14 protein-coding genes are annotated in these 14921 nt (G+C 67.6%); 8 read left to right on the plus strand and 6 right to left on the minus strand.

All coding sequences use genetic code 11. The features are described 5' to 3' along the window. Positions 1-60 precede the first annotated feature (60 nt). From OG735_RS27255 to OG735_RS27280, 6 genes are all read right to left on the minus strand, one after another. Positions 61-1434 (minus strand): M14 family metallopeptidase, encoded by a 1374-nt coding sequence (locus OG735_RS27255; RefSeq protein WP_327325766.1) that lies wholly within the window; start codon positions 1432-1434, stop codon positions 61-63. 333 nt (positions 1435-1767) lie between these two features. Then, a complete protein-coding gene (locus OG735_RS27260; RefSeq protein ID WP_327328476.1) occupies positions 1768-3045 on the minus strand; it encodes a PQQ-like beta-propeller repeat protein in 1278 nt (425 codons plus the stop codon). A gap of 98 nt (positions 3046-3143) precedes the next feature. Continuing rightward, positions 3144-4853 carry a chitinase gene (locus OG735_RS27265; protein ID WP_442812497.1) on the minus strand — a complete coding sequence of 570 codons (1710 nt, stop codon included), beginning with the start codon at positions 4851-4853 and terminating at the stop codon, positions 3144-3146. A 165-nt stretch (positions 4854-5018) separates the two neighbouring features. Then, positions 5019-5456 carry a hypothetical protein gene (locus OG735_RS27270; RefSeq protein WP_327325767.1) on the minus strand — a complete coding sequence of 146 codons (438 nt, stop codon included), beginning with the start codon at positions 5454-5456 and terminating at the stop codon, positions 5019-5021. Then, positions 5453-6001 carry a hypothetical protein gene (locus OG735_RS27275; protein ID WP_327325768.1) on the minus strand — a complete coding sequence of 183 codons (549 nt, stop codon included), beginning with the start codon at positions 5999-6001 and terminating at the stop codon, positions 5453-5455. Before OG735_RS27275 ends, OG735_RS27270 begins: the two co-directional genes overlap by 4 nt. Positions 6002-6023: 22 nt before the next feature. Beyond that, the gene (locus OG735_RS27280) at positions 6024-7547 is read right to left on the minus strand and encodes a hypothetical protein (RefSeq protein ID WP_327325769.1); all 1524 of its coding nucleotides are present in this window, start codon (positions 7545-7547) and stop codon (positions 6024-6026) included. Positions 7548-7880: 333 nt separating this feature from the next. On the opposite strand from OG735_RS27280, the gene OG735_RS27285 reads away from it, so the two are divergent. The 8 genes from OG735_RS27285 (at position 7881) to OG735_RS27320 (ending at position 14905) form a co-directional block, all read left to right on the plus strand. Beyond that, positions 7881-8759 carry a hypothetical protein gene (locus OG735_RS27285; RefSeq protein ID WP_327325770.1) on the plus strand — a complete coding sequence of 293 codons (879 nt, stop codon included), beginning with the start codon at positions 7881-7883 and terminating at the stop codon, positions 8757-8759. Between the two features lie 122 nt (positions 8760-8881). Next, positions 8882-9595: a Flp pilus assembly protein CpaB gene (gene cpaB / locus OG735_RS27290; RefSeq protein WP_327325771.1), complete on the plus strand. Its 714-nt coding sequence runs from the start codon at positions 8882-8884 to the stop codon at positions 9593-9595. Between the two features lie 7 nt (positions 9596-9602). Further along, the gene (locus OG735_RS27295) at positions 9603-10883 is read left to right on the plus strand and encodes an AAA family ATPase (RefSeq protein WP_327325772.1); all 1281 of its coding nucleotides are present in this window, start codon (positions 9603-9605) and stop codon (positions 10881-10883) included. Between the two features lie 11 nt (positions 10884-10894). Further along, on the plus strand, positions 10895-11329 hold the full coding sequence (locus tag OG735_RS27300; RefSeq protein ID WP_327325773.1) for a TadE/TadG family type IV pilus assembly protein: 435 nt from the start codon (positions 10895-10897) through the stop codon (positions 11327-11329). Between the two features lie 4 nt (positions 11330-11333). Then, positions 11334-11690 (plus strand): TadE/TadG family type IV pilus assembly protein, encoded by a 357-nt coding sequence (locus OG735_RS27305; protein WP_327325774.1) that lies wholly within the window; start codon positions 11334-11336, stop codon positions 11688-11690. 36 nt (positions 11691-11726) lie between these two features. Next, positions 11727-13064, plus strand: coding sequence for a CpaF family protein (locus OG735_RS27310; RefSeq protein ID WP_327325775.1), 1338 nt, complete (start codon positions 11727-11729; stop codon positions 13062-13064). Between the two features lie 17 nt (positions 13065-13081). Next, on the plus strand, positions 13082-14020 hold the full coding sequence (locus tag OG735_RS27315) for a type II secretion system F family protein (RefSeq protein WP_327325776.1): 939 nt from the start codon (positions 13082-13084) through the stop codon (positions 14018-14020). A gap of 9 nt (positions 14021-14029) precedes the next feature. Beyond that, positions 14030-14905, plus strand: coding sequence for a DUF5936 domain-containing protein (locus OG735_RS27320; RefSeq protein ID WP_327325777.1), 876 nt, complete (start codon positions 14030-14032; stop codon positions 14903-14905). Positions 14906-14921: the final 16 nt, after the last annotated feature.

Here is a 14921-nt window from a genome sequence, read left to right on the forward strand (position 1 = left end):
CCCGGGACTTCCTCCGTCCCGGGGCACCCTGATGCGCAGGCCTTCAGATCCGCGGATCCGTCAGCTCTTGCAGTACTGCTGTTCCTTGCCGATCGAGCGGTACATGCAGTCCGAGTTCTCCAGCAGCTGGAGCACCGCGTCCCGGTTGCGGTTCGTCTCCCGCTCGATCACCTCGTCGGGCGGGTAGAAGCCGCCACCGCCGAAGCCCGTCGGGTACATCTCGAAGGTGTACGCGAAGATCTTCTGGTTGCCCCACAGCCAGTCGTCGATCGAACCGTCCGTGATGTAGAGGTCGCTCGACTGCTCCGGGGTGTAGCCGTTGCTCGCGGCCATCTTCCTGCCCACCGTGGCGAAGGCGTCCCGGTCGTCCTGGGTCAGCCCCGGGGCGGTGTCGGCGTTGGTCCAGCCGAACGGCCAGAGCACCAGCTCGCTGTACGTGTGGAAGTCGATGGCCGTCTTGATCTGCTGCTTGCCGCCGACGACCCGGCTGCGGGCGAAGTCGGCGACCACCTTGACCTCGGGCGCGGACTCGGCCCTCGCGCCGCGGTAGGTCTCGCCTCCGGCGGAGCCGGAAGAGCCGCCGCAGCAGCCCCACTTGTAGTCCCAGTTGCGGTTGGTGTCCGTACCGACCGACGAAGAACCGGAGTTGGGCTGCCGGTTCTTGCGCCAGCTGCGGTAGGAGCCGGTGGCGATGTCGTACTCGCCGCCGTCCGGGTTGACGTCGGGGATGATCCAGATCTCGCGGCCGTTCACGGCGTTGGTGATCCGGGAGTCGGTGCCGTAGCCCGCGCCGAGCTCGCGCAGCAGATACAGCGCCATCTCGACGGTGAGGTGCTCGCGCGCGTGCTGGTGGTGGGTGAAGAGCACCTCGGGCTCGTTCTCGTCCGTCGCGACGTTGTCGCTGACCTTGACGGCGATGATGTCCCGGCCCTGGTAGCTCTTGCCGATGACGCGCTTGCTCATGATGCCCGGGTACTTGGCGATCCGCTGATCGATCTCGGCGGTCGCCTCGGCGTAGTTGTGATAGCGCGAGTCGGCCGACGGGAAGTCGAACGGCTGGACAGCCACGCCGCTCCTGGTTCTGGCCGGGGGAGCGGACAGAGCGACGAGCTTGTATCCGAGTGCGCGAAGCCGCTTCGCCTCGGTTGAGGTGGCGCTGACGACGAGGGAGTGCGCGTCGGCCTCGTCGACCGAGACGCCGGTGGCGGCGATGGCGGTACGGGCGGCGACGGTGGACGGGCCCTGGATCTCGTACTGGAGGATCTGCTCCTCCCCGGCCGCGGCCGGGGAGGTCGCGTCGGGGGTGGCGGCTTTCGTGGGCGAGGCGTTGGCGGTGAACGGTGCGGCTACTGCGAGCGCCAGCAGGGCCGCGAGGGTGGCGGTCTTCCTGCCGCTCAGCTTTCCGTTGCCGCCGCCGCGTGGGCGAAGTCGCATGCTGTCTCCTGGGTGGGGAGTGTGGGGGGTTGCTCAGTTGCGACGCACGTGGTGCGGGTGTGTGCGCACATCTTGAGGGGCTGGCATGACCCGGTCAAGAGCGCGCTTCAGCCATCGGCACGCTACCGCGCCGAGGAGCCGAAACGTCGGACCCCTCCGCGTGATCACCCGTACGCCTCCTTGGTGACCCCAGTCACACTCCGGGACCAGGGGGGAAGGCGGCCACGTTCATGGCGGGCGCCGTCGGTCATCAGGGGGACGAGACCAATAACCAGCCACGTCGGTCCAGTTGGAGATACATCGGACCGGGGGTTCTTCCGACCCCGGACGCAGTCAGAGCCGTACGGCCCGCACGCCCTCGGTGTCCGGGCCGTACAGCATCCCGTCCCGCACCACCGGGTCGTCCGCCAACGCCCCGTCGCACGGCACCCGCCACTGCGGTTCTCCGGTGGCGATGTCGTACGCCCACCAGGCTGTGTCGTGGCCGACGAGGGCCAGCCGGCCGACCGGGACCGGGAGGGTCCACGACGGCTGTTCGCGGTCCTGGCGCCACAGTTGGCGGCCGTTCAGGGCGGAGTGCGCGAGGACATAGCCGGGGCGGTCGTCGCCGATGCTCCGGCCGTCCTCGCCGTTGTACTGGTCGCCGGACGAGAGCAGCACCGTGCCGGCGTACGGAACCACCTCGTCGCGCGCGTGAGGGGCGGTTGTCGCCGTCCAGGTCCGGCGGCCGTCGGCGGTGGCGTGTGCGTGCAGGTGGCCGCGGCCGTCGTGGAGGTAGGCCGTACCGCCGTCCGGGGCCACGGTGATCGTGCCGTCCAGGGCCGGGACGTTCCAGCGCGGGGTGCCGTCGGCCGCGTCGTACGCGTACAGGTGGGTGTTGCCCTTGGGGCCCGAGACGAGGAGGACTGCGTCGGCTCCGAGCGCGAAGTACGGGGAGTACTCGCCGCGGGCTGCCGCGACGTGCCGGCGGACCCGACCCGTGGCGGGGTCGCAGGCGGCCACGCCGTCGGGTGTCTCCTTGAAGAGAACACCGCGCTTCGGGTCGGGCGTGAAGAGCCAGGACGCGTTGCTGCGCCACAGGACACGGCCGCTGCTCGTGTCGATCCCGCACACCACGCCCGGCTCCAGCACCTGGCCGTCGTCGTCGGTCCGCGCGCGCAGCTGGACACAGAGCACACTGCCGAGCACGAACGGCCGGTCGGGCTCGCCTTCCTCGACGAGCGGGCCGGTACGCCACAGACGCTTGCCGTCGCTCGTGCGGTACGCGTGGACCAGCCCGTCCTGGCTCAAACGGAAGACCATGCCGCCCGCGACCGTGACCATGTCGGGTTCGGTGCCGGTCGACTCGCCGCCCTTCGCACTCCAGCGGGTGTCACCGGTCCCGGCGTCCAGCGCGTGCAGCAGGTCGGGACCTACCGTGGTGACGTAGACCGTGCCGCCGTCGACCGTGAGCTCGCCGTAGACACTGCCGTCGAACGTCCACGCCGTGGCCCGCTTCTTCGGCCCGTCCTCCTCCGCCGCGCTGCACGCGCCGACGACGCCGACTGTGGCCACCAAGCCGAGCGAGCCGCGCAGCAGAGTGCGGCGGCTGATGCCGAGGTCGTCCCCCATCACGTTCACAGGCGCAACGTACAGCAGCGCACGGCGACATACAGCAGCGCCGCCGGGGGAGCGGCGGCGCTGCTGTTCCAGGGACTCAGGAGCGGCGGTTACGGGAGGGCGTGCACATGCGGACCCACCGCGTTGGACCAGGCGTTGCCCGACTTGGCGTCCCAGTTCGTGGACCAGGTCATCGCGCCGCGCAGCGAGGGGTATGTCTTGGACGGCTTGAAGGAGCCGCAGTTCGTGCCCCTGGCGAGGCAGTCCAGCGCGTTGTTTACGATCGTCGGGGAGACATAGCCGCTGCCCGCGCCACTGGTCGAGGCCGGCAGACCGAGCCCCACCTGGGCCGGTGCGAGACCGCCTTCCAGCTGGATGCAGGCGAGGGCGGTGAGGAAGTCCACCGAACCCTGCGAGTACACCTTGCCGTCGCAACCGAGCATCGAACCACTGTTGTAGTACTGCATATTGACGACGGTCAGAATGTCCTTGATGTTGAGCGCCGTCTTGAAGTACTCGTTCGACGTCGACTGCATGTCGATGGTCTGCGGGGCCATCGTGATGACGAGTCCGGCGCCCGCCTTCGACGACAGTGAACGCAGCGCCTGCGACATGTACGTCGAGTTGAGGCCGTTCTCCAGGTCGATGTCGACACCGTCGAAGCCGTATGTCTGCATCATCGAGTAGACGGAGTTGGCGAAGTTCGTCGCGGAGGCCGAGTCGTTGATCGTGACGGTGCCGTTCTGGCCGCCGATCGAGATGATCACGGACTTGCCGGCCGCCTGCTTGGCCTTGATGTCGGCCTTGAACTGGTCGACGGTGTAGCCGCCGAGCCCGGCCGAGTCGAGATTGAAGGTGACACCGCCGGGCGTGCCGGTCGCGTCGGCGAAGGAGACGGCGATGATGTCGTAGTTGGCCGGCACATCGCTGATCTTCTGCACGGTGGCACCGTTGTTGAAGTTCTGCCAGTAGCCGGTCACCGCGTGCTTGGGCACCGATCCGCCGCCTCCGCCTCCGCCACCGCCGGTGGCCGAAGTGGTACCGGTCACCGCCGCGGACTTCGCGGACTCACCGGCCGCGTTGGTCGCGGTCACCTGGAACTGGTACGAGGTGGATGCGCTCAGCCCGGTCGCGGTTGCCGAAGCGCCGGTGACCGACTGCACCTTGGCGCCGTTCCGGTAGACGTTGTAGCCCGTCGCGTTGGACACGGCGTTCCAGGACAGGGCCACGGAGGACGAGGTCACGGATCCGGCCGCGAGACCGCCCGGGGCGGCGGGCACGGTCGGCGAGGGGTCGCCGCCACCGCCGGCGTCGGGGCCGAAGACGGAGACGTCGTCGGCGTAGTAGGCGGCCTGCCCGTACCAGCCGTCCGTGTAGACCGTCACCGAGGTGGTGCTGCTGCCGGTGGTGAAGGTGGTGGACAGCTGCTTCCAGCCGGCCGAGTCCGGCGTCCAGGTGGAGACGTCCGTCGTGCCGGTGCCGCTCGCGCCGAGGTAGGTGTAGCCGCCCTGCACCCAGGCGCTGAGGGTGTACGTCGAGTTGGGCTTCACCGTGACGGTCTGTGTGCACTTGGCGTTGTCCTGCCCGGCGGGCGTGGCCTTGAGCGCGGAGGCGCCGCCGTGCACGGGGGAGGAGGCGGTGACGCCGCTGCCGCCGGAACAGGTCCAGTTGGTGAGCCCGGACTCGAAGCCGGCGTTCTTGGCGACGTTGATGTCGGCGGCCTCTGCGGTACCGGCGATGCCCATGAGGGAAAGCCCGGTTCCGACGGCGAGCGCCAGGGCGGCACCCAGCCATCTCCGTGAGCGTGTGGTGCGGTCCACTTGCTGCCTCCGGTGGGGGAGTTGGGGGGTGTGGAGGGGGTAGGGAACGGTGGCCACCGTTGGGCGTCCAAGTTGGTCCAGACCAATAAGGTTGTCAAGACCTCTGGCGATGATTCGTATACGGACGCGCACCGCGCATCCGGCGTGGGTGCGGGACGGCCGCGCTCAGTCCCCGTCCTGCAGCCGGTCCCCGGCGAATCCCGCCACGCACCCCACCACCAGCACCGCGTTGGACAGCAGAAGGCCCTCCGCCGCCAACTCCTCCCACTGCACAGCCATGTTGAACAGCTGCGCCACGACCGGTACGGCGAACGCCGCCGCCAGATGCCGGGGCGTCGAGGCCCGGTACGGCTCGTGGTGGATCCGCGCCGCCGCCCAAGCCGCCGACGCGATGCAGAGCGCGTTCGGCAGATGGATCAGGAGCAGCCGGCCGCCGAAGGTCTCCAGGCGCGGGCCCGTCGCCACGTAGTCGTAAACGAGTGTTGCCTGGACGTACTCGGTGAAGACCAGGACGACGGCTCCGGCGGCCCAGGCCCGTACGAGCGCCAGAAACGCCGCACCACGCCGCTCCTGGTGCGCCCGCTGGTAGCCGTATCGCATCATCGCGCCGTGACCGTGATCGAGCTGATGACCTTCTTCAGGTCGCCGTCCGTGAGCCGTCCCTCGGCCGCGTCGATCCGTACGGCGTACGCCTTCTTCTGCCCGTCCAGCCCGGCGACGATCACGCCCTTGATCCGCGTCCCCTGCTGGACGAACTCGAAGTCGACGCGCCGGGCTTCCGTGTCCTTGCCGTCCGGGCCCGTGACCTCGACGTCCCGCTGCCCGTGCAGCCTCGAGCCGAGCGCAATGCCCGCCTCCGCGCCGATCGCGGCCTCCTCCGCCGTATCGGCCTCGGTGAAGTCCAGCTGCACGGTGATCATGCCGACGGCCCTGCCGTCGGCGGTGAGGGTGGCGGCGGCCGCGTTGTGCTTGCTGCGTTCCGCGTCGTTCTGCGGCTTGAAGCCGGGCGGATGGGCGACGGTGAGGGCAGGTGTCCGCAGCGTGCCCCAGTTCTCGGGGGCCCGGCCTGCCTTGTCCGTACCGCATCCGGCGGCGAACAGGGCGGCTGCGAGCAGCCACGCGGCGGCGGTCTTCTTCCGGCTACGCATCGCAGGTGCTCCCTCGGGCTGGTCAGTTGGCGCAGTAGCTGTACGGCACATAATGACGACCGTTCCCATGGGGTGCGCCCAGGAACTCCGCGGCATTGAGGGTCTCCTCCTTCTTCTCGGTGGAGACCGAGAAGCCGAGGCTGAGCCCGAGATTCAGCTCGAAGCCGTACTCGGCCGCCTCCGTCTGCCCTGTGTATGTCGTCTTGCTGGACAGGCCCTCGTCGAAGAGCAGCTGCCCGAATCTGTCGTCGGCACCGGGCCGTTGCGTCGGGGCGTGGGCGTTGAACATATAGGCGAAGGGCGCGCCGTACTGCCCGCTCCCGTTCAGCCAGTCCTGCGCGATCGCCCGTCCGGCATCGCCCTCGGCCCCCGGCGCGAACGTCATGGAGTTGGTGACGACCTCGATCCCGGTGGTCTGATCGCTGCCCTTGACCCCGCCGCTGCCACCCCGCTTGTCCGTGCCCGACTTGCCGTTGTCGGCGCCGACCTTCGCCCCGTCCTTGGTCCCGCCCTTCTCGACGGTGCGGGTCATGTCGATACGCAGCAGCTTGCCGGTCTTCTTGTCATGGGTGACGGTGATGGTGCCGGTCTGCGTGGTGGACGCGGACGACTCACCACTGAGCGGCCCGGCCTCGTACCCGACCTTGGTCCCGTACTCGATCGACGCGCTGTACGTATACGACTTGGTGCCGTTGAAGTCGTTGTCGGTCCAGGTCGCCTCGGGTGTGAACTTGAAGGACCCGCCGAGGGTCGCGCCGAGCTTCTTCTCGTCGCCGGCGGAGAGCTTGAGCCCACCGGCGGCACTGGCCTCGAGCGCGACCTTGCCGTAACTGATGTGACGGTTGCCGAGCTTCTCCTCGATGCGCTTGCGCAGCTTCTCCTCCTCGGCGAGGGGCCCCTTGCCGATGAAGTAGAGGATGCTGTTGCCGAGCCCGCCACCCTGGGCGTTGGCGTGCCGATTGGTGAGCTCGTACGTCTTGAGCTCCTCGAGGTCCTTACGGAAGGCGGCGGCGTCCGCCTCGCTGTCGAAGACCCAGGTGTCGCCGTTGGTGACCTTGATCCCGGCGCCGAGCTCGACCTTGTCCGAGCCGAATTTCCCGATCTTGGCGCCGGGCTTCCAGTCCTTCTTGGCGGCGACGGAGGCGGCGTCGGTGAAGGTCATCATCACCCGCTGATCACGATCGTCGACGACGCCGTCGCCGTTGACGTCGGTGTTGGCCCTGAAGCTCTGCTGCTGGAAGCCGTATTCCTCGCCCCACTCGATGAACAGAATCTTGGCTTTGGCGCCGGCTTTGTCGGTGATGGAGGAGATCTGGCAGAGAGGGGGCTCGTAGTCGGCGTCGGTCCTGGGTTTGGCTTCGGGCCCGGGAGCCGAACTGCAGGAACCGCCCGTGATCACACAGCGGATCCTGTCGCCGATCACGCGACCCACGTCCAGGGTCATCACCGCGGCGATCACGGCGATGAGGACCACCAGCATTCCGATGTACTCAACGGCCGTGGTGCCCCGGTCGCGTGCCGGGTTCCGATCTCGGTGCCGTCTCATCCGACGCCCCCCTCGGTGGCCCCATGCCTCTCGCACAAGGAATCGGATGTGGAGCGTACGAAGGAGCGCGCCGGGGTGGCTTGGGCCCGGAGACCCAAGGCGGGCCCAAAACGGAGCTGCTACGGCACGAATTCACTTTCATGAAACGAGAGTTAACCTCTGACGCCTTCGCCCGTTTTTGCCTGTGCGGAGCGTGTGCGGGTTGTGGCCCAGAGATCTGAAAGGTGTTCTCTGCCTCGTATGACGTGGATAAAGTGCTGGAGCAGAAGCACGGAGCTGTAGGTATCTGCGGTCGCCGGAACCCCGGCGTCCGGAGCTGAACGGGGAACCAGCGTGCCGACCGCAATAGCTGTCACCAGCGCCGATCTGGTGCTGCCGCCTACCGACCACCAGACTCCCACTGCGGCTCTGCTGCAGGCGCCGGATGCTCAGCCCCTGGATGCAGCCCTTGCCGACATGACCGTCCTGCTGGAGCAGCACGGCTATGTGATCGCGCTTTATCCCGCGTCCATACCTGTCGCCCACGAACGCCGGTTGCACACCGTCCGGTCGGTCCTGGAGAGCGACCGGATCGCGCTCCTCAAGCTGGATCTGCCGCCGCTGGGCGTGGCTGTACTGGGGCGCCAGTTACGTCAGTTATCCATCTGCGACTTCAGCGCGGGGATCGTCGCATCCGCCGCCCGCCTGCTCTCCCACTACATCTACGCGGGTGCGCTGCTCAACTCCGTCACCAAGCTCGACCGAGTACCGGTGAGCCTGAAGTCCCACGCCAAGTCCTGGGTTCCGGGCTCCCAGTTCGCCGTACTCGCCAACCCCGGTCCGCAGCTGATCAAGATTGGCACGGGTCAGCTCGCCGGTCCCGAGTTCAGTACACAACTGCTGTTTACCAAAGGACAGTTGCAGACCGAGTGGGTGACCTCGACACTGGCTCCGGCATGGCAGGTGCAGGCAGTGCAGGAGACCGCACTTCTTTCCGACTCCCCTCGCTGGTGGGGCACATCCAGACTGATCGAATTCGCCGCCTACCTGCCAGATATCTCCGTGCTCCACCAACTGGTTTCGTCCGTACGGCGAGAGGTGTGCACCTGGTGCGGAATTGAACTCATCGGTGATCGCTGCGGCTTCTGCTCGGCGCCGCTCGCCCCTGCCGAGAACCAAACACGCACGCCTGGTGTCCTGAACAAAGGGACTCCCATGCACCGGAGGTCGTAACCGGTGACTGGGGCTGCTCCCCGGACGCCCCACCTCAACGGCCCAGCCGCAGCAGCTCAGGTACGTGCACAGTTCCGACTCTGTCCACTCCGTCAACGCTTCTGAACGAGGTTCTCCTGCCCATGAATTCACGTCAGCGCCGTGGCGTCATACTTCTGCTCCTGTCGGTTCTCTGCGCCTTCGGTGTGTTCGCCGGCGTTCTGTCCGTCATCAGTGATGTGAATTCCAAGGTCGGGCCCGAGGTCACGGCGTACCGGATCAAATCCGACGTGGCCCCTTACACGGTGCTGGAGCCGGGGCAGTTCGAGAAGATTTCCATGCCCAAACGCTGGCTGTCGCAGAATGCGGTCACCGATCTTGCCGTGGTGAAAGACAAGATCGCTGTCACGCAGCTCAAGAAGGGCTCGTTGCTGCAGGACGACATGATGGTGAGGAAGCCCGCGGTCGGCAATGGCGAGCAGGAGATCGCCATCATGATCGACGCGGCCACCGGTGTGGCAGGAAAGATCACGCCGGGTTCGCTGGTGAACATCTTCGCCACCTTTGCCGGGAAGAAGGAAGGGGACGTGGACCAGTCCCGCATCATCGTCCCCAACGCGAAGGTCATCGACGTCGGCCGGATCACCGCCCTCAAGCCCGACAAGGACGACCGGGGCAGCGGACTCACCCAAGCCGTGCCGATCACCTTCGCCCTCAACACCACGGATGCCCAGCGTCTGGCATACGCCGAGTCCTTCGCCGAACACGTCCGCCTGGCACTCCTCGGCAATGGCAGCCCCACCACGCTGCGCCCGGGAGACGGCACCTACAGCCTCGACGAAGACAAGAACAAGTGAGGGCTGTATGACCACGCGAATCATCCCGGCCGTCGGCGACGCCGATGCCGCCCGATCCATCGCCACCCTGCTCAGCCAGCTCCCGGACGCGGAGCCGGCCAGCCCGGTGGGCGACTCGACCACGCTCCTCGACACACTGGCCCGACTGGCCGGCGAGTCGATCGACGAGTTGCCCGAGGTCGTCCTTGTGCACGAGCGGATCGGACCGGTACCGGCGCTCGAGGTGATCCGGGAAGTGGCACTGCGCTTTCCGGCGGTCGGGGTCGTGCTCATCACGACCGATGCCAGCCCCGGGCTGTTCTCGGCGGCCATGGATTCGGGTGCGCGAGGTCTGATCGGACTGCCACTGAGTTACGAGGAGCTGGTCACCCGGGTCCAGGCGGCGGCCGGCTGGTCCGTCGGCGTACGCCGCCACCTCGGGCAGGGTACGGAGGTCTTCTCCGGTCCGGGTGGCACAGTCGTCGCCGTCGCGGGCGGCAAGGGGGGCGTCGGCACCACCCTGATCGCGGTCCAACTGGCCCTGGCGGCACAGGCATCGGGCCACCACACCGCGCTCGTCGACATGGATCTGCAGGCCGGTGACATCGCCTCCTATCTGGATGTGCAGTTCCGTCGCTCCATCGTGGACCTGGCGGGCATCCAGGACATCTCGCCCCGCGTGCTCCAGGACGCGGTCTTCCACCACGAGACCGGGCTCGGCCTGCTGCTCGCTCCCGGCGAGGGCGAGCGCGGCGAGGAAGTCACCGACCGGGTGACACGACAGGTCGTCAGCGCGCTGCGCCAGCGCTACCAGGTCGTGGTCATCGACTGCGGCTCACAGATGAGCAGCGCCAATGCGACCGCCATCGAGATGGCGGAGAAGGCGGTGCTGGTGACGACCCCGGACGTGGTCGCGGTGCGCGGCGCCAAGCGCATGGTCCGGCTCTGGGACAGGCTCCAGATCCGCAAGGCGGAGGAGACCGTCACTCTCGTCAACCGGCATATACGCAACACCGAGATCCAGCCGGCGCTGATCGAACGGATCACCGGCACCCGGGTGGCCTCGATCGCCGTCCCGTCGAACTTCAAGGAGCTCCAGGGCGCGGTCGACTCCGGCCGGATGCAGGACCTGGAGGCCAAGAGCACCGTCAAACAGGCGCTGTGGGGCCTGGCCGGAGAGCTCGGCCTGGTGAAAACGGCGGAGAACGAGGGCACGGGCAGGGCCAGGGGCGGCAGGGCCGCGAACGACCGGGGGTCGCTCGCTTTCGGACGCCGTTCACGTGGCGACGCATCGAGTGACGGGAAGTGAGGGGCAGGAGGATGAGAACCAACTGGCCCGGAAAGCATGTACGGGTCGGCGGGCGGGCCCGAAAACGGGGACTCGCCGGCGACCGCGGCCAGATAGCCGTCGAGTTCATCGGCATGCTGCCGATCATTCTCATCACGTGTGTGCTGCTCTGGCAGGCCGTGCTGTTCGGATACGCGTACACCCTGGCGGGCAATGGCGCGGACCGGGCGGCGCACGAGGCAGGCGTCACCTACGGACAGCTGGACACGGCAGCACAGTGCAACGAGGGCGCGCGCCTGGGCGTGGCCGACCCGGACTACGAGTTCAGCGAGAACTGCAGTCCGGATCTGGCGCACAACACCATGCGGGCGAGCGTCGGGGTGAAGGTCCCGGTGCTCATACCGGGCCTGATCGACTTCTCGTTCGGCACGGTGACCGGCAAAGCCAGTTCGCCGCTGGAGGGCTGAACCGATGACCAGGCGCAGAGACGACAGGGGCGCGACCGCGGTCGAGTACATCGGATTCCTGCCGATCCTGATTCTCATCGGGATCTGCCTGCTGCAGTTCGGTCTTGCCGCGTACGCGATGCAGCAGGCCGGCACCGCCGCCCGCACCGCCGCCCGTATCGGATCTCAGAGCAATGACGCCGCGGCCAAGGCGGCGGGCGAGGCGGCCGTCAGCGACCTCCTCCAAGAGGGCACCGACGTCGACATGAGCGGCGGTTCCACCGATGACGCCAAGGCGACGGCCACCGTTCGGATTCCCTCGGTCATTCCGGGCTTCTCGTTCGACCCGGTGAAACGTACGTCCATCATGCCGCGCGACTGACGAACAGACCCGCACAGCGAAGGAGTGGGAGTACTGATGAGCCTTCTGGAGCGCCGAGGCGCCCCCGAGGAGAACGGCGGGAACCGCGAAGACGGTCATCTCGTCGCGACCTACCGGGCGAAGCTGCTTCAGGAGATCGACCTCGCGGAGATGTCGGCGCTCGCCGCGGTGGAGCGCCGCGTCCGGCTGGAGCGCGTACTCGGCCACATCATCAGCCGCGAAGGTCCCGTCCTCTCCACCGTCGAGCGCGCTCAGCTGATCCGGCGGGTCGTCGACGAAGCCCTCGGCCTCGGCATCCTCGAACCCCTTCTGGAGGACGCGTCGGTTTCCGAGATCATGGTCAACGGCCCGGACCAGATCTATGTGGAGCGCGGTGGCCGGGTCGAGCAGCTCCCGATGCGGTTCGCCTCCAACGACCAGTTGATGCAGACCATCGAACGCATCGTCTCCACCGTCAACCGCCGGGTGGACGAGTCGAATCCGATGGTCGACGCCCGCCTTCCCAGCGGCGAGCGCGTCAACGTGATCATCCCTCCGCTGTCGCTGACCGGCGCCATCCTCACCATCCGACGCTTCCCCAGAGCCTTCACCCTGCGGGAGCTGATCGGGCTCGAGTCGCTCGACGAGCCGATGCTCTATCTGCTCTCGGCGCTGGTGCAGTCCAAGATGAACATCATCGTTTCCGGCGCCACCGGTACCGGTAAGACCACACTGCTCAACGCCCTGTCCGGGCTGATTCCCGAGGGCGAGCGTGTCATCACCATCGAGGACTCGGCCGAGCTGCAGCTGCAGCAGTCGCATGTGATCCGTCTGGAGTCCCGCCCTCCGAACGTCGAGGGCAAGGGGCGGATCACCATTCGCGACCTCGTACGCAACTCGCTGCGTATGCGCCCGGATCGCATCATCGTCGGCGAGGTCCGCGGCGGCGAAACTCTTGACATGCTCCAGGCGATGTCGACCGGTCACGACGGCTCCCTCGCCACCGTCCACGCCAACAGTGCCGAGGACGCGCTGATGCGGCTGCAGACCCTCGCCTCGATGTCCGAGGTGGAAGTCCCCTTCGCCGCCCTGCAGGACCAGATCAACTCCGCCCTCGATGTCATCGTGCAGCTCACCCGCCATGCAGACGGCTCCCGGAAGATCACCGAGATCGCGATTCTCGACTCGCACGGTCGCGAGCCCTTCAAGATCGTCTCGGTGTGCCGCTTCCTGGCCCAGCCGATGGAAACAGACGGAAAGATCCACGGGCACTTCGAGTACTGCCCGCTGACCCGCCGGGTCGCCGACCGCCTCTACATGGCCGGCCAGCCCGTCCCTCAGGCCTTCGGTATCGCACAGTCCGACGAACAACTCGCCTCCAGAGAAGCCAAGTAGCGAGTAGGTGCCAGGAAATGAATCGACTGGATCAGCTGACGATCGGCGCCACACTGCTCTTCAGCGCGCTCCTGATCGCGGGCGTCCATACCTACGCGTCGGGCAAGGCCCAGCGCGCGGCGCTGGAACAGCGCCTGTCGTCGACGCAGCAGATCACGACGACCGGGCGGCGGCGCCGCTTCAGGGGCTTGGACCGCAGGCTGCGGCAGACCGGCTTGGGCAAGAAGATCGAGCGACGGCTCGCCGCCACGGGCCTGGATCTCACCCCGGGAGAGTTCTTCGTCTACATGGTCGCCGCCGTCGCCGGGTTCTGGCTCCTCGCCAGCTCGATACTCGCTTCCTTCTTCGGCCCGATCGCGGGACTGATTGCGCTCTGGTCCGCGTTCGCCTTCCTCAACTGGCAGCGCCAGAAGCGCATCGAGAAGTTCATCAACCAGCTGCCCGAGCTCTCCCGCATCATCGCCAACGCCACTCAGGCGGGCCTCGCCCTGCGGATGGCGATCAGCCTCGCCGCCGAAGAGCTGGAGGAGCCGGCCGGAGACGAACTGGCCAAGGTCGCCAACGCCCTCGCCCTGGGCCACTCCATCGACGACGCTCTCGGCGAACTGGCGGACCGGTTGCCCTCCCGCGAATTGGTCGTTCTTGTCACGACCCTCGTTCTCTCGAACCGCTCCGGTGGTGCCATCGTCAGCTCCCTGCGCAACCTCACGGAGACGCTGGAAGAGCGCAAGGAGACCCGGCGCGAGGTCAGGACCCAGCTCTCTCAAGTGACGCTGACCGCCTACATCGTCCCCGGGATGGGCCTCGCGATGCTGATGCTCATGGACAGCGTCTGGAACGGCGCGCTGGACAAGATCACCGGCAACACGCTGGGGCAGGCGGTCGTCCTGCTCGCCCTGGGCCTGTATCTCGTCGGCTTCTTCCTCGTCCGTCGCCTGGCCAAGATCGAAGTCTGAGGAGGCGCCATGGATCTGCTGCTCGCACTCGCCGCAGGGCTCTGCGTAACCGGCATCTTCTACGGGATCAGGCTCTACCGCGCCGATGCCAAGCTGCCGACGGATCTCGCCCTCGCCCTCGAAGTGGGCTCCACCCGCACCAGCGCCGTGGGCGGCGGCATCGACCGCCTCGGCATGCGCTATGCGCCCGCGGTGCTGCGGATGATGGGCCCCAAGCGAGTGAACAAGCTGCGGGAGAGGCTCGACAAGGCGGGCAATCCGGGCGGTCTGACCGTCGACCGCTATGCGGCCCGACGTGCCGTCTACGGATTCATCGGTGCGTTGGGGGCGTTCGCCCTGCTCATCAACGCCCATCCTTTTCTCGCCCTGCTGTTCGTGGCTTTCGGCATCTGGTGGGCGGAGGTCGGCATCTGGGCGGCCACCCGCGCGCGCAAGGCCGCCATCGAGCGCACGCTCCCGGACTTCCTCGATGTGCTGGCGGTCGTCGTCTCCGCGGGCCTCGGCTTCCGCCAGGCACTCGACCGGGTGGCGGAACGGTACCGGGGGCCATGGGCCGATGAACTCAAGATCACGCTGCGCCAGATGGACATGGGTGTCAGCCGTCGCGACGCCTTCGAGCAGCTGCGCAAGCGCAACGCCTCCGAGCAGGTCGCCCAGTTCGTCACCGCGCTCCAGCAGGGCGAGGAGCTCGGCGCGCCCATCGTCGACACCCTGATCGCCATTGCCAACGACATGCGCCGTACGGACGCCCAGAACGCCCGCCGCAGAGCGTCCAAGGCCGTCCCGCAGGCGACGGGCATCGTGACCATGCTCATGGTCCCGGCCACCATCCTGCTGATCGGAGCCGGCATGTTCCTCGGCTCGGGCATGAGCATCGGCGGATGAGCAGCGGATCCCGAGG

The sequence above is a fragment of the Streptomyces sp. NBC_01210 genome (assembly GCF_036010325.1).
GTDB lineage: Bacteria > Actinomycetota > Actinomycetes > Streptomycetales > Streptomycetaceae > Streptomyces.

Coding starts and splice junctions, on each gene's coding strand:
- OG735_RS27255 (WP_327325766.1), bottom strand. CDS start 1,434: ATGCGACTTCGCCCACGCGGCGGCGGCAACGGAAAGCTGAGCGGCAGG.
- OG735_RS27260 (WP_327328476.1), bottom strand. CDS start 3,045: ATGGGGGACGACCTCGGCATCAGCCGCCGCACTCTGCTGCGCGGCTCG.
- OG735_RS27270 (WP_327325767.1), bottom strand. CDS start 5,456: ATGATGCGATACGGCTACCAGCGGGCGCACCAGGAGCGGCGTGGTGCG.
- OG735_RS27275 (WP_327325768.1), bottom strand. CDS start 6,001: ATGCGTAGCCGGAAGAAGACCGCCGCCGCGTGGCTGCTCGCAGCCGCC.
- OG735_RS27280 (WP_327325769.1), bottom strand. CDS start 7,547: ATGAGACGGCACCGAGATCGGAACCCGGCACGCGACCGGGGCACCACG.
- cpaB (WP_327325771.1), top strand. CDS start 8,882: ATGAATTCACGTCAGCGCCGTGGCGTCATACTTCTGCTCCTGTCGGTT.
- OG735_RS27295 (WP_327325772.1), top strand. CDS start 9,603: ATGACCACGCGAATCATCCCGGCCGTCGGCGACGCCGATGCCGCCCGA.
- OG735_RS27300 (WP_327325773.1), top strand. CDS start 10,895: ATGAGAACCAACTGGCCCGGAAAGCATGTACGGGTCGGCGGGCGGGCC.
- OG735_RS27305 (WP_327325774.1), top strand. CDS start 11,334: ATGACCAGGCGCAGAGACGACAGGGGCGCGACCGCGGTCGAGTACATC.
- OG735_RS27310 (WP_327325775.1), top strand. CDS start 11,727: ATGAGCCTTCTGGAGCGCCGAGGCGCCCCCGAGGAGAACGGCGGGAAC.
- OG735_RS27315 (WP_327325776.1), top strand. CDS start 13,082: ATGAATCGACTGGATCAGCTGACGATCGGCGCCACACTGCTCTTCAGC.
- OG735_RS27320 (WP_327325777.1), top strand. CDS start 14,030: ATGGATCTGCTGCTCGCACTCGCCGCAGGGCTCTGCGTAACCGGCATC.